This window comes from Idiomarina abyssalis, from assembly GCF_019797805.1.
Taxonomy (GTDB): Bacteria; Pseudomonadota; Gammaproteobacteria; order Enterobacterales; family Alteromonadaceae; genus Idiomarina; species Idiomarina abyssalis.
This window is the reverse complement of the sequence record NZ_CP081832.1, coordinates 956,425-976,199: the sequence shown is the minus strand read 5'-3', so window position 1 is coordinate 976,199 and position 19,775 is coordinate 956,425. Positions and strand designations below refer to the sequence as shown.

Annotated in this window: 19 protein-coding genes and 5 tRNA genes; 19 read left to right on the top strand and 5 right to left on the bottom strand. The window is 47.1% G+C overall.

Going from position 1 to position 19,775, the window contains the following annotated elements:
- Positions 1-47 precede the first annotated feature (47 nt).
- The 6 genes from lolB (at position 48) to ychF (ending at position 5,008) form a co-directional block, all read left to right on the top strand.
- On the top strand, positions 48-674 hold the full coding sequence (gene lolB, locus K5X84_RS04575) for a lipoprotein insertase outer membrane protein LolB (protein WP_054487148.1): 627 nt from the start codon (positions 48-50) through the stop codon (positions 672-674).
- Positions 665-1,528: a 4-(cytidine 5'-diphospho)-2-C-methyl-D-erythritol kinase gene (gene ispE, locus K5X84_RS04570; RefSeq protein ID WP_222236780.1), complete on the top strand. Its 864-nt coding sequence runs from the start codon at positions 665-667 to the stop codon at positions 1,526-1,528. The genes lolB and ispE overlap by 10 nt, the downstream gene beginning before the upstream one ends.
- Before the next feature lie 15 nt (positions 1,529-1,543).
- Positions 1,544-2,491: a ribose-phosphate pyrophosphokinase gene (locus tag K5X84_RS04565; protein ID WP_199494749.1), complete on the top strand. Its 948-nt coding sequence runs from the start codon at positions 1,544-1,546 to the stop codon at positions 2,489-2,491.
- Positions 2,492-2,630: 139 nt separating this feature from the next.
- Positions 2,631-3,299: a 50S ribosomal protein L25/general stress protein Ctc gene (locus K5X84_RS04560; protein ID WP_199494750.1), complete on the top strand. Its 669-nt coding sequence runs from the start codon at positions 2,631-2,633 to the stop codon at positions 3,297-3,299.
- 14 nt (positions 3,300-3,313) lie between these two features.
- Positions 3,314-3,910, top strand: coding sequence for an aminoacyl-tRNA hydrolase (gene pth, locus K5X84_RS04555; RefSeq protein ID WP_199494751.1), 597 nt, complete (start codon positions 3,314-3,316; stop codon positions 3,908-3,910).
- A 6-nt stretch (positions 3,911-3,916) separates the two neighbouring features.
- On the top strand, positions 3,917-5,008 hold the full coding sequence (gene ychF / locus K5X84_RS04550; protein WP_054487137.1) for a redox-regulated ATPase YchF: 1,092 nt from the start codon (positions 3,917-3,919) through the stop codon (positions 5,006-5,008).
- Positions 5,009-5,059: 51 nt separating this feature from the next.
- On the opposite strand, the gene K5X84_RS04545 is transcribed toward ychF, so the two are convergent.
- Genes K5X84_RS04545 through K5X84_RS04530 form a run of 4 tightly spaced genes read right to left on the bottom strand, consistent with a single transcriptional unit; the run spans position 5,060 to position 9,401 of the window.
- Entirely contained in the window at positions 5,060-5,467 is a 408-nt protein-coding gene (locus K5X84_RS04545; RefSeq protein WP_199494752.1) for a group I truncated hemoglobin, read from the bottom strand.
- A gap of 9 nt (positions 5,468-5,476) precedes the next feature.
- Positions 5,477-6,337, bottom strand: a complete 861-nt coding sequence (locus tag K5X84_RS04540; RefSeq protein WP_199494763.1) for a DUF3034 family protein — start codon at positions 6,335-6,337, stop codon at positions 5,477-5,479.
- A gap of 2 nt (positions 6,338-6,339) precedes the next feature.
- A complete protein-coding gene (locus K5X84_RS04535) occupies positions 6,340-8,628 on the bottom strand; it encodes a putative bifunctional diguanylate cyclase/phosphodiesterase (RefSeq protein ID WP_222236779.1) in 2,289 nt (762 codons plus the stop codon).
- Entirely contained in the window at positions 8,625-9,401 is a 777-nt protein-coding gene (locus K5X84_RS04530) for a methylamine utilization protein (RefSeq protein WP_233399189.1), read from the bottom strand. Before K5X84_RS04530 ends, K5X84_RS04535 begins: the two co-directional genes overlap by 4 nt.
- Positions 9,402-9,442: 41 nt before the next feature.
- On the opposite strand from K5X84_RS04530, the gene K5X84_RS04525 reads away from it, so the two are divergent.
- The 7 genes from K5X84_RS04525 (at position 9,443) to K5X84_RS04495 (ending at position 12,152) form a co-directional block, all read left to right on the top strand.
- Positions 9,443-10,825: a class II fumarate hydratase gene (locus K5X84_RS04525; RefSeq protein WP_222236778.1), complete on the top strand. Its 1,383-nt coding sequence runs from the start codon at positions 9,443-9,445 to the stop codon at positions 10,823-10,825.
- Between the two features lie 24 nt (positions 10,826-10,849).
- Complete coding sequence (locus tag K5X84_RS04520) at positions 10,850-11,518, top strand: SDR family oxidoreductase (RefSeq protein ID WP_222236777.1); 669 nt, start codon at positions 10,850-10,852, stop codon at positions 11,516-11,518.
- Between the two features lie 144 nt (positions 11,519-11,662).
- Positions 11,663-11,739: transfer RNA gene (locus K5X84_RS04515), tRNA-Met, on the top strand.
- Positions 11,740-11,758: 19 nt separating this feature from the next.
- Positions 11,759-11,843, top strand: a tRNA-Leu gene (locus K5X84_RS04510).
- Between the two features lie 20 nt (positions 11,844-11,863).
- A tRNA-Gln gene (locus tag K5X84_RS04505) sits at positions 11,864-11,938 on the top strand.
- Between the two features lie 38 nt (positions 11,939-11,976).
- A tRNA-Gln gene (locus tag K5X84_RS04500) sits at positions 11,977-12,051 on the top strand.
- Between the two features lie 14 nt (positions 12,052-12,065).
- Positions 12,066-12,152, top strand: a tRNA-Leu gene (locus tag K5X84_RS04495).
- Between the two features lie 77 nt (positions 12,153-12,229).
- On the opposite strand, the gene K5X84_RS04490 is transcribed toward K5X84_RS04495, so the two are convergent.
- Entirely contained in the window at positions 12,230-13,372 is a 1,143-nt protein-coding gene (locus K5X84_RS04490) for an FAD-dependent monooxygenase (RefSeq protein WP_222236776.1), read from the bottom strand.
- A 106-nt stretch (positions 13,373-13,478) separates the two neighbouring features.
- Between K5X84_RS04490 and K5X84_RS04485 the strand changes: the two genes are divergently transcribed.
- The 6 genes from K5X84_RS04485 (at position 13,479) to lnt (ending at position 19,758) form a co-directional block, all read left to right on the top strand.
- Positions 13,479-14,348, top strand: a complete 870-nt coding sequence (locus K5X84_RS04485; protein ID WP_054487123.1) for a DMT family transporter — start codon at positions 13,479-13,481, stop codon at positions 14,346-14,348.
- A gap of 79 nt (positions 14,349-14,427) precedes the next feature.
- Positions 14,428-15,867 (top strand): tRNA (N6-isopentenyl adenosine(37)-C2)-methylthiotransferase MiaB, encoded by a 1,440-nt coding sequence (gene miaB, locus K5X84_RS04480; RefSeq protein WP_199496384.1) that lies wholly within the window; start codon positions 14,428-14,430, stop codon positions 15,865-15,867.
- A gap of 15 nt (positions 15,868-15,882) precedes the next feature.
- The gene (locus tag K5X84_RS04475) at positions 15,883-16,872 is read left to right on the top strand and encodes a PhoH family protein (RefSeq protein WP_054487120.1); all 990 of its coding nucleotides are present in this window, start codon (positions 15,883-15,885) and stop codon (positions 16,870-16,872) included.
- Entirely contained in the window at positions 16,872-17,363 is a 492-nt protein-coding gene (gene ybeY, locus K5X84_RS04470) for an rRNA maturation RNase YbeY (RefSeq protein WP_199494441.1), read from the top strand. The genes K5X84_RS04475 and ybeY overlap by 1 nt, the downstream gene beginning before the upstream one ends.
- Complete coding sequence (corC, locus tag K5X84_RS04465) at positions 17,360-18,247, top strand: CNNM family magnesium/cobalt transport protein CorC (protein ID WP_054487117.1); 888 nt, start codon at positions 17,360-17,362, stop codon at positions 18,245-18,247. Before ybeY ends, corC begins: the two co-directional genes overlap by 4 nt.
- Complete coding sequence (lnt, locus tag K5X84_RS04460; protein WP_054487115.1) at positions 18,247-19,758, top strand: apolipoprotein N-acyltransferase; 1,512 nt, start codon at positions 18,247-18,249, stop codon at positions 19,756-19,758. The genes corC and lnt overlap by 1 nt, the downstream gene beginning before the upstream one ends.
- The last annotated feature ends 17 nt before the right edge of the window (positions 19,759-19,775 follow it).

The following is a 19,775-nucleotide window of genomic DNA, read 5'->3' as shown; positions in this document are numbered from 1 at the left end:
CGCTTTCTGGTCAACTACTGGCATTCCGATTGCAGCAATAGAGAAATATGATTCAACGTCGAATTTTCTGGGTTTATCTCGTTACCGTTACCTTGCTCAGTGGGTGCGCACTACCAACCCCGCCAGAGCAACGCAGCAGCACCCAGGTGAACCAGCAAGTTATCAAAGCTCACCAGCAACAATTAGAGCAGCTGCAACAATGGTCGTTAAGTGGCCGCATGGCTATTATCCAGAAAAAGAAAGAAGAGCGTGACAGTTTTTATATCAACTGGGCTTATTTGCCACACCAACAAATCATTCGTTTTTCCCACCCGTTAAAAGGTCAGTTAGCGAAATTAACCATTGATGACAGCGGCGCTCTGTTAGTTGGTTCCGATAATGAAGAACGATGGGCACCTTCGGCCGATGCTCTGCTTTACCAAATACTCGGTGCGAGCGTTCCTTTTGAGCAGCTGCATAACTGGGTTATAGGTAAAAAAACTGTAGCACTAAAAGCTGTCCGCTATCATAACGACGGCACTTTGTCTCAGTCCCGGGTGTTTAACCAGGGGCAAGACTGGCAGATAAACTGGTTTTACGACCAAAGTAAGAGCCAAACGCTCACCCTGCCCGAACAAATACACTTAGAAAGTTCAAACCTCTTAATCAAGGTGCAAGTGAATCAATGGCAGTAACGACATTAACACTCCCTGCACCGGCAAAATTGAATCTGTTTTTGCACATTACAAGCCGTCGTCCGGACGGGTATCACAATCTGCAAACCGTATTTCAGTTTCTGGACTATGGCGACACCCTTAAGTTTCACCCGGACAAAACTGACGGGCAATTCCGTTTAATTGATGAAAATAGTCAAATACCGGAACAGGAAAACTTGGTTTGGAAGGCTTGGGCAACACTCAAGCAGGCATACAAAGAAAAAGGCTTTGAGCAACTACCCGGCTGTACTATTGAGTTGATAAAACACCTGCCGCAAGGTGCAGGTCTGGGCGGAGGTTCATCCAATGCTGCGACTGCTTTAGTTGGATTAAACCGCCTATGGGGCAGTCACTTTTCATCTTCTGAGTTGCAGAAAATTGGTGGAAAGCTCGGTGCAGATGTTCCCGTATTCATTCATGGGCAGGCATGCTTTGCCGAAGGTATCGGCGATATTTTTACCGACGTATCACCACCGGAACTTTGGTATTTAGTGGTAAAACCCGAAGTTTCCATAAGCACAGCTGAGCTGTTTTCTCACCCACAGCTAAAACGAGACTGCGCGGTTGTTAGTGCCCAAAACTGGGACACTCAAAACGTCACTAATGTATTTGAGCCAGTGGTCTGCGATCTACACACCGAAGTTGCTATGTTGCGTCGTGCCTTGCTAGAATACGCTCCGACTCGGCTCACTGGCAGTGGAGCATGTCTTTTTTCTTCATTTGAAACAAGGCAAGCCGCAAAGGAAGCGCAGCAGCATGTCCCTAAAGGGTTACGCTCATTTATCGCTCAAGGCCAGAACCGTTCACCACTTATCCAGACATTAACCCAATAAAAGTCGAGGTATGTTGTGCCTGACATGAAACTTTTCGCCGGCAACGCCACTCCGGAGCTAGCCCAGAAAATCGCCGATCGCCTTTATATCAAACTTGGTGAAGCATCCGTTGGTCGCTTTAGTGACGGCGAAATTAGCGTCGCTATTAACGAAAACGTCCGCGGTTCCGACGTCTTTATTCTTCAATCTACTTGCGCTCCGACCAATGACAACCTGATGGAACTCATTGTGATGGTCGATGCACTGCGCCGTGCATCAGCAGGCCGTATCACTGCCGTTATGCCTTATTTTGGCTATGCTCGCCAGGACCGTCGGGTTCGTTCAGCTCGAGTTCCAATTACGGCAAAGGTCGTTGCAGACTTCTTATCAAGCGTTGGTGTTGACCGAGTGTTGACTGTAGATTTACACGCTGAACAAATTCAGGGCTTTTTCGATGTGCCTGTCGATAACGTTTTCGGAACACCGGTGTTATTAGAGCACATGCGTCAGCAAAACTTTGACAACCCAGTTGTTGTTTCTCCCGATATTGGTGGCGTCGTCCGTGCTCGTGCTTTTGCCAAGCTTATGAATGACACTGACTTAGCTATCATCGATAAGCGCCGCCCTTCTGCTAACGTATCGCAGGTTATGCATATTATTGGTGACGTTAAAGGCCGTGACTGCATCATTGTTGATGACATGATCGATACCGGCGGAACCTTGTGTAAAGCCGCAGAAGCATTGAAGTCACATGGCGCTAAACGTGTGTTCGCTTATGCAACTCACCCGGTATTCTCAGGCAATGCCGTAGAGAACATCAAAGATTCAGATATTGATGAAGTGATAGTGACAGACAGCGTGCCGCTAAGCGACGCTATGAAAGCAACCGGTAAAGTCAGCCAACTGACATTGTCTGGTATGTTATCAGAAGCACTTCGCCGGGTAAGTAATGAAGAGTCCATTTCCGCAATGTTCGAGTACTGATTGTTGTAATTAATACCGCTCAGTGCTAGTATTGCGCGCCCTTAGAAACCGGCCACGTTGTCGGTTTCTAAGTTTCTGGGTCAGCTCTTGGTCGCGAGTGCTGACAAATAAAAAACTTTAAACATTGAGAGGCCACATCATGGCTGAATTAGATTTTAACATCAAAGCTACCGTCCGTACGGACAAGGGGAAAGGTGCGAGCCGCCGCCTGCGTCACGCGGACAAAGTACCAGCAATTTTATATGGTGGTAAAGGTGAGCCAGTAGCACTAGAACTGGACCACAACAAAGTGAATAACATGGCTGACTTCGAAGCCTTTTATTCGCACATTTTGACGCTGGAGTTTGATGGTAAGAAGCATCAGGCAATCCTTAAAGACATGCAGCGTCACCCGTATAAGCCAAAATTGACTCACCTGGATTTCCAGCGCGTTGAGAAAGGCCACAAACTTCACACTAACTTACCTCTGCATTTCTTAAACGAGACAACTGCGAAGGGTGTTAAAGAAGAAGGCGGTGTTGTTGTTCACCACGTCAACGACGTAGAAATCACTGTATTGCCGAAAGACTTACCTGAGTACCTGGAAGTTGATATTGCTGAGCTCAGCGTTGGTGACACCATTCACCTGACTGACTTAAAACTGCCTAAAGGCGTTGAGTTAGTTGAACTGACTAAAGGTGATGATCACGACCAGGCGGTTGTATCTATTACTGCTCCTCGTGTCGAGAAAGAAGAGACCGAAGAAGATACAGTAGCACCTGGCGACGTTCCTGCTGAAAACAGCAAAGACGACGCTGACGAAGAGTAAGTCAGTCTCCTGTTATGGGAACTGAAGTAAAACTACTTGTGGGCCTGGGTAATCCGGGCCCCGAGTATGAACGAACTCGCCACAACGCTGGTTTCTGGTTAGTCGAAGACTTCTGCAGACGCCACGCAATTACACTTTCCCCTGATACAAAAAGCAAAGCCCTGATCGGACGCTGGCAGCAAGGCGCTCATGATCTTCGCATTGTACTACCACAAAATTTTATGAACCGCAGCGGTTTCTCTGTGGCGGCGTTGGCTAACTTTTATAAAATACCGGCTAACGAAATACTAGTGGCATACGATGAGCTCGACTTACCCCCTGGCGTTGCAAAGTTTAAGAAAGGTGGAGGTGCCGGCGGGCACAACGGAATTAAAGACATTATTGCCCAGACGGGCAGCCAGGACTTTATGCGACTGCGCATTGGTATTGGCCACCCGGGCGATAAAACGAAAGTTACGGGTTTTGTTTTAGGCAAAGCCTCAGCAAATGAACAGCGGCTTATCGATGATTGTATCGATGAAGCCAGCCGCAGTATCGACACATTAATGGTGGACGGCTGGGGACCTGCACTGCAGCGTCTGCACAGCTACCGCCCTGAACAGAAAGGCTAAATTCTCATGGGATTTCGATGTGGTATCGTTGGTTTACCAAACGTGGGTAAATCCACACTTTTCAACGCACTGACAAAGGCAGGCATTGAAGCTGCAAATTTTCCATTCTGTACCATCGAACCGAATACGGGTGTCGTTCCTGTTCCTGATCCTCGCCTGGATAAATTAGCCGCTATCGTCAATCCCGAGCGCGTGATTCCAACAACCATGGAATTTGTTGATATCGCCGGGTTAGTTAAAGGCGCTTCAAAAGGTGAAGGTTTAGGGAACCAGTTTTTAGCAAACATCCGCGAAACCGACGCTATTGGTCATGTCGTGCGCTGCTTTGAAGACGACAATATTGTGCATGTCAGCGGTGGAATTGATCCTGCTGATGACATCGACACCATTAACACCGAATTGGCACTCGCCGACTTAGACTCTGTTGATAAGTCTTTGTACCGTCTGAGTAAAAAAGCGAAAGGTGGTGACGCACAGGCCAAAGCAGAAATTGCGGTACTGGAGAAACTCAAGCCGGCACTTGATGAAGGTAAAATGGCCCGCTCTGTAGAGCTCAGCAAAGATGAGCGTGCAACCATTCGCTCTTACAACTTGCTGACTTTAAAGCCAACCATGTACATTGCCAACGTCAACGAAGACGGTTTTGAAAACAACCCACACCTGGATAAAGTACGTGAAATTGCGGCAACCGAAAACGCTGTTGTTGTTCCCGTGTGTGCTGCTATTGAATCAGAAATAGCCGAACTGGACGAAGCTGACAAAGAAGAGTTTTTGAGCGAACTGGGTCAGGACGAGCCAGGTTTGAACCGCGTTATTCGTGGTGGCTACGAGCTATTAAACCTGCACACATACTTCACTGCCGGCGTAAAAGAAGTTCGCGCCTGGACAGTGAAAGTAGGCTCAACAGCACCTCAGGCAGCCGGGCGAATTCACACCGATTTTGAAAAAGGCTTTATTCGTGCCGAAATCGTTGGGTATGACGACTACATTGCCAACAATGGTGAGCAAGGTGCAAAAGATGCCGGTAAATGGCGTTTAGAAGGAAAAGAGTACATCGTTAAAGACGGCGATGTTATTCACTTCCGCTTTAACGTTTAATAAGCAATTGGTGGCTCGCACAGAGCGGGCCACAATCTTTTCCCTGTACCTTTAGTTTTCTACAATATCGCCATGCATTGGCGCCAGCAGACCCAGTAACTGATTCTGAGCCGCAACCGGTATATCATGCTTTTCCATTGCCGCTATTAGGTGCTCCACCAGCGCATTGAAGTCCGCGTTAGTAACGCCCATGTTGCGATGCGAAGTTTTCATATCATCTCCGCTGTAGTCACATGGACCACCACTAACGTCACATATTTGTTCACTAATCAGTTTATGCACCCGCATAATGTCCACATCAGTAAAATGATGAGCTATACGGTCATCGCCACCCACTCTGTAAAGCATTTCTTCGACAACGGTTTCAATACCCTCTTTCTCTCCCAGCTGCTGATACAAGTTCTGGGCAATTGAAAGCGGAGCAAATAATAACACCGCCAGTAACACACCTATTCTCATAATTTCTCCTTAAAAAGCTGCCTGAACAGACAAATACCAGCCGGTTTGATCATCGAGTCCCGCTATTGAACCTAAGTCAGTGTAAGCGCCAACAACGGATACGTGTTTATTTGGGAAGTAAGCGACAAAAAGATCTTTCCAGTCCTGCTCTTCAGCGAAGTTTAAATTATCGGGCTTCTGGCGGTATTCAATACCCACAGCCCAATAACGGTTCAAAAAAGCCGCTACCGACGCTTCCGCCAGCCAGTCCCTGCTGTTTTCTTTGTCTCCGCCAAAGCCCAACAAACCCAGTTGATTCGCCTTGCTTGAACGCAAGGTTAAGTTTGCGACCCAGGTACGATGAAAAGGCCCATCCAACCAGGCTTTTGCGGCACTGACATACCAGTCAACACTGCTGTCATCCTGAGAACCAACGGCTGAAGGCAATGCATAGTCATTGTTCTTTTTGTGCTGCGCGCCCACACTGACTTGAGGTAAATCGCCGTAAATGAGGTCGCCGGCCAAACGTACTTTAGCACCAAGAATACTTTGACTAAGCTCACCACCAATAGTGGACAGATCAAATGTTTGTTCCGCGTACGACAATTCTATTCGGTTATTCCAACTGACACTGGCGCCCTGTACGCTTAACCGAAAGTCATCTACAGCAACTTCACTTAAATTGACCGTAGCACCAAATTGACCTTTCCCTGCGTAACTGCTTAATGTTGCCCAGGGGACTATACCGCCTCCCCCGGCTCCTTCTAACGTACTGGCGCCCCCTGTTGCTAATAGTCTTGTTCCCTGGTCCGCGAACGTAGCAGAGCTAAAAAGCAAAACACCAGCCAAAATAAAGCGGCTTCCATACACTAAAGAGTCTCTTATATTCATTTTCATTCTTTTAACTCATGGTCGGTTAAGTAATTCTTAAAATCTGAAATAGCTAAGGGCTTGCTAAAATAGTAGCCTTGCAATTCATCGCACTGCAGCGATTGCAGTACCTTCCAACTGGCTTCATCTTCAACACCTTCTGCAACCACTCGAAGACCCAATTCATGGGCTAGCTGAATCGTTGAACGGACAATGGATTCATCCATAGCCTCTTCACTCAAATACTGCACAAACGCCCTGTCAACTTTAAGTTCTTCCACAGGCAGTCTACGTAATTGGGCCAGGGATGAATGTCCGGTGCCATAATCATCAATAGAAATAGAAAAGCCGAGGCGCTTGAGGGTTTCCAGCCGGGCAATCGCTTTTTCAGGGTCCTGCATAACGGCACTTTCCGTCACTTCCAGAACCAGCCGCTGCGGTAACTGAGGGAAACCTTTTATCAATTGCTCAAACAATAGAGGTAGGGCGTCACTTAACAGGTCAACCGTCGATAAATTAATACTCAGTTTGAGAGTTTTTCCTTGCTGTTCCCAGTTACGGAGCAGCTCCACAGACTGCCTGCAGACCCAGTCTGTTAAATCGGTAATAGCTCCCGACTGCTCTGCCAAAGGAATAAACTCATCAGGGCCAACAAAGCCCAGCTTCTCACTCTGCCATCTTAAAAGTACTTCAGCACCCACGACGGTGCCGCTCTGACAGTTAATCTTAGGCTGTAACACCAGATGCAGCTCTTCATCTTTTACGGCGTCTTTTAACGACTCTATAATTTGCAGGCGTCTCATGTGCTGCTCATCCAGCCCTTGCTGATACTCTACGTAGAAGCTCTGCTGAAGTTTCGCTTGTTGTACACTGACCTGCGCGCGTCGAATCAATAAATCAACCTCTGCGCCTTGTTCGGGAAAACAAACAACACCTAAATTAAAAGCCAGACGATAGTCACTGTCCCCTACTTTAAACGGCGACTTAAGAAACGCCTCTAATTGATTTACGTTGCTGTTTAATTCAAATGCTAATTGTTCGAAAGAGTACAAAATAGCAAACTCATCACCACCGACTCTCGCTAACAAGGTTGAATTTGCGCAGCACTGCCGTAAACGGTCTGACAATTGCCGCAAAATATCATCGCCAATTTCCTGACCAACACTGTCATTCAAAACACGGAACTGTCGAATATTTAACAATAATAAACAGCCACTGTTATTCGCATGTAGCAGCTTCTCCAACTCTTTTCGGAAAAACCGTCGGTTAGGTAAGTTAGTTAGGTGATCATGAGATGCCTGATAAGAAATACGCTGTTCACGCTCAGAAATAGCCTTTCGCATGCTACCAAAAGTGTCAGCGAGCTTACCGAACTCATCATCATTTAATGACAAATTCGTTTCACTGTAGTCGCCTTGCTGCAGTTTCTTCGCGGCTCCTGACAACTGCTGCAATGGGCGTGACACGCCGCGCGCAATAATGACAGCTAACAACATAGCGACAACCAAAGCGGCAATGGCAATTAAAACAATCTGCCAACGCAGCCGTGTAAACTCCTCGGTTGCAGCGCTCAAAGATGTCGTCAGCACAACATGAACAGCGTCGCCCGAGTCAAGATTAAGGATGACTTCATTACCGGCAAAATCATTGTTTAGTAACCAGGCATCCAAAATTCCGTTACTTTGAGTCAAGGTTTCCGACAAAGAGGAAACCTTCGGCTGCGATAGGCTTGAGGCGAGAACATCGTTAGAGCTCTCCAGCCACAAACTGATATCAGCATTAGCCAGACTTTTTAACTCCTCAGCCAATTCAGAATCAACCTCAAAGCCAAGCGTTGCCCACGCAATTAAATTAGGCGCATTCACGGGCACAGTAACTAATTGAAAGAGCTCGTCTTCCACTACGGCTAACTCTCGGTTTGAACCGGCCGCACGAGGGTTAATACGCAACTCATCGAAGGCATGTGATGAAGCAATTTCTTTCCCGTCGGGTGTTTGCAGTACCATTAATTCGGCTTCTATCCGTTCACCGTGGTTCACTAACGCCGAAATAATGGTCTCTCTGTCTTTAGAGGATACCGCCCGCTTAAATCCAAAGTCATCGGTAAGAACTTCAGCCGCCTGAAGTAGCTGAGTGCTGCGGCTATCGAGCAGTTCGCGGAATACCTTTTCACTGACACTCAGCTCTCGTTCAATTGAGCGTTCCAGCTGGTTCTCCGTTGCAACCCACACCGCCGCTAAGGCAACCAATAAAGCGCCGGCTACCAAACCGGCAAGAATAATAATTAAGCGAGTTCTAAACCGTGTGATCATTGGTTCCCTTTACGGTTAAATCGCTGTTCTAAACGAGAAGGCTCTTTTTCTTCCTGCTGAGGCGCAGATACCCGAACTTGTCCGGTGAGCTCCTCTCCATTAGCCGCTAATGCAATGTTCTGAGCTTGAGATAAATCATCGCCCATCCAGTAATGCCATACCCTCACCTCTTCCAGACTCTCACCTTCAGAGAGGTTAAGCTCAGCCAGACCTTGCTCATCGGTCACAACGACGTCATAGTCATTACTTACCAGAACGTAAGCAATCATCTGATCATGGATATTACAACCCAGAGTCACAATACCTTCTTTATCAAAGTTAACGCTTGGCTGCTCTTTGTCTGAATACAGTTTTAACTCAAAATTCTTAGCTTCAGAAAACGAATACACGTGGTGTCGAATATTATCGCTGTTAGGGAATACAACATCCGTGCCCCTTTTTACAGCACTGACGGTGGGAGTAAACTGTTTATCCACCTGATCAACAATCGCTTCATTATTTTCATTAAACTTATCTTTTTGGCTATCAATTAATAGCGCGGCATTAACTAACGGCTGACCCTTTGCATCAACCAATTTCACTTTTAAAGTCTCGGCAGACACATACTGGACACTTAAAACCGTCAATAAAAAAGCAGCAATTACATGCTTCACACCAACCCCCGACAATAACTTAATACGTTCAACTGTAACGTAACCGAAAAAAACAAACTGCGCTATGATTGGAGTACGTACTAATGATCCACTATGGTTCATTTTTGGTAGGTTAGGCATAGACGCTTTTACTCGTAAGCTCGATGACAGGAGGGATACTCATGAGCCAGGATTATCGCACAGAAAAAGACAGCATGGGCGAAATCAAAGTCCCCCAAAATGCACTTTACGCCGCGCAAACTCAGCGCGCAGTTGATAACTTTTCCATTAGTGGGCTCACTCTGCCGGCTAAGATGATACAAGCCATAGCAATGGTAAAAGCCAGTGCGGCAAGGGCTAACGCTAAAATCGGGCAGTTAGACCAAAAACATGCCGACGCTATTGAGAAAGCCGCTCAGGAAATCATTGATGGAAAACATCTCGAACACTTTCCGGTTGATGTATTCCAAACAGGCTCCGGCACAAGCTCTAACATGAACGCCAATGAAGTCATTGCAAATTTAGCAAAGCAGCAAGGGCTGGACATTCACCCCAACGACCACGTCAATCAAAGTCAGTCGAGTAACGATGTTATTCCTACTGCCATTCAAATTGCTAGTGTTCTGGCAGTCGAAAAACAGTTAGAGCCGGCATTAAAGCAGTTAGTTGACACCATCAGAAGCAAAGCCATTGAATTACGGGATGTTGTAAAGACAGGCAGAACGCATTTGATGGATGCCATGCCTATGACCATGGCGCAAGAATTAGAAGCCTGGGCGGGCCAACTGGAAGTCACAACGGAGCAGCTTCCGCAATTACTGCAACGCAGTCGTATCCTTCCTCAAGGTGGAACAGCCATAGGTACAGGTATCAATGCGCCCAAAAAATTTGCCGCCGAATTTGCCGACGCATTAACCCAGGTAAGTGGCAGTCAATTCAAGCCTTCGGCTAACCCCTTTACCGGTATCGCAGGGCAGGAAGTCAATTTACAGCTTTCGGCCCAACTGAATACACTGGCGACAACGCTACTTAAAATCAGTAACGACTTGCGCTGGATGAACAGCGGACCACTGGCCGGATTAGGCGAAATTCAGCTCACCGCATTACAGCCCGGAAGCAGTATTATGCCGGGTAAAGTGAACCCGGTAATACCCGAAGCAGTGGCAATGGTTGCAGCTCAGGTTAATGGCAATCACACAACAGTGACAACAGCGGCCCAGCAGGGAAACTTTCAGTTAAACGTAATGCTGCCGGTTATTGGTTACAATTTACTCCAGTCCATTGATTTACTGAGCAACAGTTGCAACGCCCTGGCCAGTAAAGCCATTGCTGATTTTGAAGTTAATGAAAAGCGTCTCGAGCAGGCACTGTCTAAAAACCCCATTCTGGTTACCGCTCTTAACCCGGTTATTGGCTACAATAAAGCCGCTGAAATAGCCAAAACGGCTTATAAAGATGGGCGCGCGATTATTGACGTTGCGGACGAAATGACAGACTTAGGTCGGGATAAACTTGAACAGTTACTGGACCCCAAAAAACTAACCGAAGGCGGCGTTAACGAGTAACGCAGTTAATATGTGGAGTACAAAATGAGTCAAAAAGAAGTTCTGATTACCGGAGCAAACCGCGGTATAGGCTACGAATTTGCACGCCAATATGCCAAACAGGGCTATAAAGTTACTGCGGTTTGTCGTAACAATTCAAAACAACTAACGGAGCTGGATGTCGATATTGTTGAAGGCATAGATGTGACTAAAGCATCGGATCTTCTTCGCCTTTCTGAAACTTTAGGCGATAAAAAGATCGATATACTGGTGAATAACGCAGGCTTGCTGCACAAAGACGTACTAGGAGAACTTGACGCTGGTAATATTCGCGCCCAATTTGAGGTGAACGCTCTGGCGCCTCTGCGTGTCACTGAAGCTCTGCTGCCCAACTTAAAAGAAGGCAGCAAAGTAGCAATGATTACCAGCCGAATGGGGTCTATTGCCGATAATGGTTCCGGCAGTCGCTATGGTTACCGTATGTCAAAAGCGGCATTGAATGCGGCGGGAAAATCTTTATCCCTAGACTTAAAAGATCAGGGAATTTCTGTTGTTTTGCTGCACCCAGGCTTCGTACAAACCGATATGGTGAATCATGCCGGCGATATTCCTGCTGAAACCGCAGCAGAGCGCTTAATTCAACGTATTGATGAACTAAGTTTGGATACCACAGGTCAGTTTTTCCATAGCAACGGTGAAGGCCTTCCTTGGTGATTTGATGTCTTTTTAAACAAATCACTGTTTTTTTGCTCAAACGCGCCCGTTAATCTCGTTTTTTATCAAAAATAGGTTGACGGGCTGCGGAGCGATTTGCATAATACGCGCCGCACTCACAGAGAGCGGTAAGTAAAAAGGTATGGCTACGTAGCTCAGCTGGTTAGAGCACAGCACTCATAATGCTGGGGTCGCAAGTTCGAATCTCGCCGTAGCCACCAACCTTTAACTGATTATGATGCGGACGTGGTGGAATTGGTAGACACGCTGGATTTAGGTTCCAGTGCCTCACGGCGTGAGAGTTCAAGTCTCTCCGTCCGCACCAACTCTCAGAGCAGCTAAGATTGGGGCATAGCCAAGCGGTAAGGCAGCGGGTTTTGATCCCGCGATTCCCAGGTTCGATCCCTGGTGCCCCAGCCATTAGTTGTTTCCAAAAAGTGATTGCAGTCCTAGTAGGATGGGGCATAGCCAAGCGGTAAGGCAGCGGGTTTTGATCCCGCGATTCCCAGGTTCGATCCCTGGTGCCCCAGCCATACTAACTACTGTTGCGGTGGTGGCGGAATTGGTAGACGCGCTAGCTTCAGGTGCTAGTGTCCGCAAGGACGTGGGGGTTCAAGTCCCCCCCTCCGCACCACATTACTCGAGTGTTATTCTGCTCAAGTAAGAGTGGAAAAACAGAAAGGCCACCTTAAGGTGGTTTTTTTGTGCCTGTTACTTACCGACAGCCTGCTGCAACAACCAACGCTTAACCCAGGGTACACCCGCTACTTTCAATGATGCTGACGTTGCCAGCTGCATTATAGGGTTACTGTTTCGCCAGCCAAACTGTATCGCATCCATCATTCGCATCATTTTTGCATTTTCACGCCGACGGGTTCGCTCATATTCAACGAGTGCGGTGCTTTGCGAGTATTGCTCTAAGGTTTCAATCAGACAGCGGACATCGGCAAAACCCAGGTTAACCCCCTGCCCGGCCATTGGATGAATACTGTGAGCAGCATCACCTAATAGAACAACAGAGCCGTCTTTAACATAATGACACGCATGCTTTCTCTGCAGAGCAAAGCTGGCACTCTTTAATAATTTAAAGTCACCAATATGCGGCGCAAACGTCTGTTTTAAGTGAGACTCAAGTGCTCGCTTATCTTTTTCTAACGCAGTGATGTCATCACGTTTACTGTAATCAATTAAGCAAGCCTGATTCTCTGTCAGCGGTAACAATGCATAAGGCCCCTGAGAACGAAACACTTCCCAGGTTTCAGCCGCTATCGGCTTTTCAACACGAACATTTGCCAGTAAGCATCGTTGATCATAATCCCACCCTCTGTAATCAATACCTGCAGCTTGCGCTACTTTAGAGTGAGCGCCGTCACAGCCGAGCAGTAAATCATAATTCAGATGTTCGCCTTTGTTTAAAAAGGCCGTGCGGGATAATGTATCAAACCCTTCAAGTTTGTCATCGGTTATCAAACTCACATTTTTCAAAGCCCGTAGTTGAGCCCACAGCGCCTGTTGCAAAGCGTTGTTTTCAACCATGACGCCCAATTTTGAAAGACCGGCTTCGTCAGCATGAAAAGATAAGCTCGTTCCGCTTATCGATGTGACCGTTAAGCGGTCATAATCAAACACCCGTGAATGCCGGACATCTTCCCCAATGCCCAGCCCCAGCAACCACTGCCAATTACTGTTATTCACCGAAGATATGCGTAAGTCCCATTCGGGATCAGTATTTTCCTCAACACTTGGCGGTTTTGGCTCCAGCAAAGTCACCTGCGCGCCTTTCTGAGCAAAAGCTAACGCTGCTGCCGCCCCGACCATTCCGCCGCCGTTAATTAATACTGATAGCTGTTCCATGTCTATGCTCTCACTTGGGGTATTTGCCGCTAGCCCTTATAAATAACACATCTAAGGGTTAATTTCCGTTATCATAGCCAATTAGACGATGTTCAGAGTAGTTTTTATGCAGGCCAGGGAAAGTACACAAAAAGCTGTGATTATTGCCTCATTGCTTATTTTAAGTGCTGAGGCCAGCTTCGCTGGTGTCAGTGCCCTGGTAAAATACATCAGTAAAGACCAACCTTTTGAGCAACTGGTCTTTTTTCGAAACCTGACCGCTTTTCTTGTACTGCTCCCCTGGCTATGGCGCAAGGGAGCCGGCAACCTAAAAACACAGCGCTTAAGACTGCACCTTGTTCGTGGCGCCGCAGGCATAGCGGCAATGTATTTGTTCTTCTATGCCATTGCCACTATCCCGTTAGCGCAGGCCACATTGGTGCTGTTGCTATCACCCTTTTTAATTCCGGTTATCGGCTGGCTCTGGCTACGCGACTATGTAGCCCGACAAACCTGGCTGGCTATAGCACTGGGTTTCATTGGTGTTTTCATATTTCTTGACCCCATGAACAGCGAACTCTCTCCGGTTATTGGATTAGCCTTTTTGGCGGCCGCATTAGCTGCATTCACCAAAACTGTCATTCGGCGTATGTCTGACACCGAGTCGACAAGTAAAATCGTGTTCTATTTTTCTACTCTGGCCACAATCGCATCCGGCATTCCTTTACTATGGCTATGGCAGCCTATACCCACACAACACTGGGTTGGTGTTATTGCTATGGGCCTGCTTGCAGTTTACGGCCAGTTAGCAATGACCAAAGCCTTTTCCATAGCTCCACCGGCTAAAGTTGGGGTGTTTACCTACAGCTCAGTTCTATTTGCGGCATTGCTGGGTTACTGGCTGTTCGGGGAAGAACTTGCCTGGCACATGTTATGGGGTGCGTTAATCATTGTTGTTGCAGGCTATTTTGCTATTCGAACGCGGCGCAAAAGTTAATCATTTCAAACTTGGCAATCTGCTCCAATACGCGATAAAATAAGCGCCTTAAACGAAATCAATCAACCATCGAGTGGTCATGAGTAAGAAGCTATATATCAAAACCTGGGGTTGCCAAATGAACGAGTACGATTCTGCTAAAATGGCAGAATTGCTGCACTCAACCCACGGCTACGATGTTGCCGAAGAAGCTGAAGACGCAGATTTAATTCTGCTGAATACCTGTTCCATCCGCGAAAAGGCTCAGGAAAAGGTGTTTCATCAGTTAGGGCGTTGGAAAAACCTGAAAAAGAACAACCCCAATTTATTAATCGGGGTTGGTGGCTGCGTTGCTTCTCAGGAAGGCAATGAAATCCGCGCACGCGCTCCTTTTGTCGATATTATCTTCGGGCCTCAGACTCTGCACCGCTTACCGGAAATGGTAAACCAGGTCACTGAAACTCACGCCCCCATGGTAGATGTCTCTTTTCCGGAAATTGAGAAGTTTGACCGGCTGGCTGAACCCAAAGCCGATGGCGCCAGTGCCTTTGTTTCCATTATGGAAGGTTGCAGTAAGTACTGCTCTTTCTGTGTCGTACCTTATACGCGTGGCGAAGAAGTCAGTCGCCCCGTTGATGACGTTATTTATGAAATAGCTCAGTTGGCTGAACAAGGCGTTCGCGAAGTAAATCTCTTAGGCCAAAACGTTAATGCATACCGTGGAGAACACTACGACGGTGCTGTTTGCCGCTTTGCTGAATTGCTGCATATCGTTGCCGCAATCGATGGTATTGATCGCATTCGTTACACCACCTCTCATCCGGTCGAGTTTACCGATGACATCATCGAAGCCTATAAAACCATTCCTGAGCTGGTCAGTCATTTACATTTACCGGTTCAAAGTGGTTCAGACCGAATTTTAACCATGATGAAGCGTGGACACACCGCACTGGAATACAAATCAAAAATTCGTGCTTTAAAGAAAGCGCGACCAGACATTGCTATGTCATCGGACTTTATTATTGGTTTTCCGGGCGAAAGCAACGCAGACTTTGAAGCAACGATGGATCTTATCCAGACTATTGACTTCGATATGAGCTTCAGCTTTATTTACAGTGCACGCCCGGGAACACCAGCGGCTGACTTACCTGATGATATTAGTGAAGAAACCAAGAAAGAGCGCTTGCAGTTGTTACAGCAACGCCTGAATCAGCAATCTATGGCGCATGCACGCCGTATGCTGGAAACAGAGCAGCGTATTCTGGTGACCGGCCCATCGAAAAAGAACCCGATGGAACTTACCGGGCGTACCGAGAATAACAGGGTTGTAAACTTTGTCGGTCAACCCCATATGATTGGACAGTTCGTCGATGTACGCATCACCGAAGTGCTTCCTAATTCGTTACGGGGCGAGCTAATTCGTGAAGAAGCGGATATGGGGCTGCGTATTGATACAGCGCCGGAAACTATTTTACAACGAGGAAAGTCGAGCGAGCCTGATGATCTGGGCGTCGTTCAAATGCCTCGACAAGCCAGTTAAGTAAAGAGGAAACGATTGAGTCCACAAACACAGACACTTGATTTTGAGCTAGAGCCGACGGATTCACGTCGGCTTTCCGATCTCTGCGGCCCTTTAGATGAAAATCTGAAGCACATTGAGCGCCGCCTGGGTGTCGAGATCACGCATCGCGGCCATCAATTTCGATTAATCGGCAATGCCTCCAGCGTTTCTGCTGTGCACAAGCTTCTGCTTGATTTGTACATTGAAACCGCAACCGTAAAAGGAAAAGAAGGTCGCATTGAGCCCGAGCAAGTCCACCTTGCTATTCAACAAGCAAAAGTGCTTGAGCAAAACGATGAACAAGGTGACCCTGCCGCAGAAAAAATGACTCACATTAAAACAAAGCGGGGTCTAATCAAGCCCCGTAACCATAACCAGGCCGGTTACGTTCGTGCCATTTTAGCTCATGACGTTAACTTTGGTATTGGTCCGGCCGGTACCGGTAAAACTTATCTGGCTGTGGCTTGCGCGGTGGATGCTTTAGAGCGTCAGGAAGTGCGTCGTATCCTTCTGACTCGCCCAGCGGTTGAAGCAGGCGAAAAGCTGGGGTTCTTACCCGGTGACTTAGCCCAAAAAGTGGATCCATACTTACGCCCTTTGTACGACGCCTTGTTTGAAATGCTCGGCTTTGAAAAAGTTGAAAAATTGATTGAGCGTAACGTTATTGAGGTTGCGCCTTTAGCTTATATGCGAGGACGTACGCTTAACGATGCTTTTATCATTTTAGATGAGAGCCAGAATACGACTTGTGAACAAATGAAGATGTTTCTTACTCGTATCGGCTTTAATTCACGAGCTGTTATTACCGGAGACATTACTCAGGTTGATTTACCCCGTGGGCAGCGCTCAGGCTTGAGACACGCCATTGAAGTTCTCAATAAAGTCCCTGACATTAGCTTTACTTTCTTCCAGGCAGGTGATGTTGTTCGACATCCTGTGGTGCAACGAATTGTGCAAGCCTACGAGGATTTTGACAAAAACTAATGGCTGATTTGACACTGGATTACCAACTCGCTGATGGCGTTACTGATGCTCCTGATGAAGACGCCGTACGCGCCTGGGTTTCAACAACATTGGATTACCTCCAACAAGACAGCAAAGCGGTTGAACTAACAATACGCATTGTCGCTGAACGGGAAGCCCAGGAACTGAATAATGAGTTTCGTGGTAAAGACTATGCAACCAATGTTTTATCCTTCCCTTTCAATAGCCCGGTAGAATTACCTGTCACACTTTTAGGTGATTTAGTGATCTGCCAAAGCGTTGTAGAAAAAGAAGCGCAGGAGCAACAAAAGTCAGCGATTGCTCACTGGACGCATATGGTCATACACGGTACTCTGCATTTATTAGGTTACGATCATATTGACGACAACGAAGCAGAAGAAATGGAACAAATTGAACGTAACATCTTAGCGAGTCTGAACATCTCAGACCCGTATCAACCGATAGACAATATGGAGCTTAACACTCAATGAGCGACGACAACCCCCACTCAGCCAACGGCTCGTCGGGAAAATCCTGGGCAGCAAAACTGCTGCAAGTATTTGCTGGTGAGCCGAAAAGCAGAGAAGAACTCGTCGATTTAATTCAGGACGCTGAAGATCGCGACCTGATAGACAACGATACCAGAGAAATGATTGAAGGCGTGCTTGACGTTGCAGAACTCAAAGTACGCGACATCATGATTCCACGCTCACAAATGGTCACCATTGACATTCATCAAGGCGTGGACGAATTCCTCCCCATCGTTATCGATTCTCAACACAGTCGTTACCCTGTTGTCACAGACAACAAAGATCACGTTGAAGGTATTCTGTTAGCAAAAGATTTGCTGAGCTACGGCTTTAACATGACAGAAGAGGTGTTTTCACTTGAGAAAGTGATGCGACCTGCGGTAATCGTTCCTGAGAGTAAACGGGTCGATGTACTCCTCAAAGAATTCCGCTCTAACCGTTATCATATGGCCATTGTGGTTGATGAATACGGTGGCGTGTCTGGTTTGGTCACTATAGAAGATATTCTGGAAGAGATTGTCGGAGAAATTGAAGACGAAACGGACGCTCAGGGTGATGACGACAAAAACAATATCCGTCGTCTTAGCCAAAGCCGCTATTCCATTAAAGCCCTTACAACCATCGAGGACTTTAATCAGTACTTTAATACCAACTTCAGCGATGAAGAGCACGACACTGTTGGCGGACTTGTTGCTCATGGTTTCGGGCACCTGCCTCAGGCAGGTGAAGAAGTCACTTTAGGTAATATGACCTTTCGTGTCACAAACGCCGACAAAAGACGTATTCAGCAGTTACAAGTTAGTCTGAACTCAGATGACGATGGCTCACCGGAGTCCGAACAGTAATGATGAAGCTTTCGGGGGGCATCACACGCTCCGTGCTCTTGTTACTTTGCGGTGCAGTTCTAACGCTCGCTTACTCACCGTTCCACTGGCATTGGCTGCCTTTTATTGTCTTGCCTATTGTGGTTGGTGTTATTTGGCCTTTAGCGCCTAAACGGGCATTCAGAGCTGGTTTTATCTTTGGAATGGGTTGGTTTGCCGCTGGCCTAAGCTGGATATATGTCAGCATCGATCAATATGGCGGTGTGCCGGTACCGGTCACGCTGCTGTTATTGGTTCTGCTGTTTGCTTACCTGTCACTATTCCCTGCACTGGCATTTTGGTGTTGGCAAAAACTCTCTCACCGTAAGTTTGCCTGGCGTTTCAGTTTGCCGTTTTTCTGGCTCATTGCGGAATTGCTACGGGGCTGGCTATTTACAGGTTTCCCATGGCTAAGCCTGGGGTATAGTCAAACTGACGGCGTATTTGGCGGATTGGCCCCGGTTCTTGGTGAAACAGGTATCACCGTCGCTTTATGGTTCGCAGCGCTCAGCATAGTTATGGCTTTGCGGTTCAAAAAACCGGCGCCGCTGTTAATACCGCTCATTTTTCTCACCTGCGCTGTAGTATTTCCTAAAATACAACCGACAGAGAGAAAAACCGAATCCATGTCAGTATTACTGGTTCAGGGTAATATTCAGCAATCGTTAAAATGGCAGGCGGAACAACAATGGCCAAATATTTTACGCTATCTGGATTTAACCCGCCCTAAATTTAATCACGACTTGGTTATTTGGCCGGAATCGGCGATTACCGCCCTCGAACCCTATGCAAGTGATGTCCTCAATACTGTTGAGCAATCTGCCAGTATTAATGACTCCGCCTTAGTTACCGGCATTATTGATTACGACAGACTCAACGACGATTTTTACAACTCCGTTATTGTTCTGGACAATGAGAGCTACAGTTATGGCAACACCAACCGTTATCAGAAACATCAACTGCTTCCCATTGGTGAATTCGTTCCTTTTGAGAACCTTCTGCGTCCGTTAGCCCCGCTATTCAATTTACCTATGTCGTCGTTCAGTCGTGGCGGATACCAGCAACCCAACCTCGAGGCTAACGGTAGCAACCTTGCCATGGCTATTTGCTATGAAATTGCTTTTGCAGGACAAGTGCGAAGCAATACCTACGATGATACAGATTATCTGGTCACTATTAGCAATGACACCTGGTTTGGTGACTCTCACGGCCCCTGGCAACATATGCAAATAGCCCGTATGCGCGCTATGGAGCTGGGGAAACCTTTACTAAGAGCGACCAACAACGGAGTTACAGCCGCGGTTGACGAGCACGGCAACTACCTTGCGTTAGCACCGCAGTTTAAAGCAACGACGCTATCTACCAATGTTTATGGTGTTCAGGGCTCCACTATCTTTAACACCATAGGCAACTGGGGCGCGATAATTCTCGCCTTACTTGGGCTGTTGCCGATAATCGCTACAAAACGCACTAAGAAGCGCGCTCAAGCATAGTCATCCGGTACGAAAAT

Bases quoted from the DNA above. Each gene is read 5' to 3' on its own strand.
- lolB (WP_054487148.1), top strand. From the start codon at position 48: ATGATTCAACGTCGAATTTTCTGGGTTTATCTCGTTACCGTTACCTTG.
- ispE (WP_222236780.1), top strand. From the start codon at position 665: ATGGCAGTAACGACATTAACACTCCCTGCACCGGCAAAATTGAATCTG.
- K5X84_RS04560 (WP_199494750.1), top strand. From the start codon at position 2,631: ATGGCTGAATTAGATTTTAACATCAAAGCTACCGTCCGTACGGACAAG.
- pth (WP_199494751.1), top strand. From the start codon at position 3,314: ATGGGAACTGAAGTAAAACTACTTGTGGGCCTGGGTAATCCGGGCCCC.
- ychF (WP_054487137.1), top strand. From the start codon at position 3,917: ATGGGATTTCGATGTGGTATCGTTGGTTTACCAAACGTGGGTAAATCC.
- K5X84_RS04545 (WP_199494752.1), bottom strand. From the start codon at position 5,467: ATGAGAATAGGTGTGTTACTGGCGGTGTTATTATTTGCTCCGCTTTCA.
- K5X84_RS04540 (WP_199494763.1), bottom strand. From the start codon at position 6,337: ATGAATATAAGAGACTCTTTAGTGTATGGAAGCCGCTTTATTTTGGCT.
- K5X84_RS04535 (WP_222236779.1), bottom strand. From the start codon at position 8,628: ATGATCACACGGTTTAGAACTCGCTTAATTATTATTCTTGCCGGTTTG.
- K5X84_RS04530 (WP_233399189.1), bottom strand. From the start codon at position 9,401: ATGCCTAACCTACCAAAAATGAACCATAGTGGATCATTAGTACGTACT.
- K5X84_RS04525 (WP_222236778.1), top strand. From the start codon at position 9,443: ATGAGCCAGGATTATCGCACAGAAAAAGACAGCATGGGCGAAATCAAA.
- K5X84_RS04520 (WP_222236777.1), top strand. From the start codon at position 10,850: ATGAGTCAAAAAGAAGTTCTGATTACCGGAGCAAACCGCGGTATAGGC.
- K5X84_RS04490 (WP_222236776.1), bottom strand. From the start codon at position 13,372: ATGGAACAGCTATCAGTATTAATTAACGGCGGCGGAATGGTCGGGGCG.
- K5X84_RS04485 (WP_054487123.1), top strand. From the start codon at position 13,479: ATGCAGGCCAGGGAAAGTACACAAAAAGCTGTGATTATTGCCTCATTG.
- miaB (WP_199496384.1), top strand. From the start codon at position 14,428: ATGAGTAAGAAGCTATATATCAAAACCTGGGGTTGCCAAATGAACGAG.
- ybeY (WP_199494441.1), top strand. From the start codon at position 16,872: ATGGCTGATTTGACACTGGATTACCAACTCGCTGATGGCGTTACTGAT.
- corC (WP_054487117.1), top strand. From the start codon at position 17,360: ATGAGCGACGACAACCCCCACTCAGCCAACGGCTCGTCGGGAAAATCC.
- lnt (WP_054487115.1), top strand. From the start codon at position 18,247: ATGATGAAGCTTTCGGGGGGCATCACACGCTCCGTGCTCTTGTTACTT.